The 372-nt window shown below is 61.8% G+C and carries 1 pseudogene; it reads left to right on the top strand.

Annotation, left to right across the window (positions count from 1 at the left end):
* Positions 1-372 (top strand): annotated as a pseudogene (locus R0J88_RS19005) (Na+/H+ antiporter); the annotation flags it as partial.

Below are 372 nucleotides of genomic sequence, written 5' to 3'. Positions count from 1 at the left end.
GCTGAATGATTTCTCGCCGCTCGTCACGCTGCACTATCTCTGGCAGCAGCTGGTTGCCGTCTTCATCGAGATGCCGGACAGCGGTCAGCTTGCCGAGGCCAGCCTCAACAGCTGGAATGTCTATATCCTGCTGTTCCTGCTGGCACTGGGTGCCATGGTCGGCGTGATCACGCTGGCAGGCGGCACCCGTGCCTTCGGCAACTGGGCTCGGGCGCGAGTCACGACCCGCCGTGGCTCGCAGCTGATGACCGTGCTGCTGGGGGTATTCATCTTCATCGATGATTATTTCAATAGCCTGGCCGTGGGCAACATCTGTCGTCCGCTGACCGATCGTCAGGGGCTGTCGCGCGCGCGCCTGGCCTATCTGATCGA

Source organism: Pseudoalteromonas sp. SIMBA_162 (assembly GCF_046535955.1).
In the GTDB taxonomy this organism is placed as follows: Bacteria; Pseudomonadota; Gammaproteobacteria; order Enterobacterales; family Alteromonadaceae; genus Pseudoalteromonas; species Pseudoalteromonas marina.
This window is presented reverse-complemented; position numbering and strand designations above follow the sequence as displayed.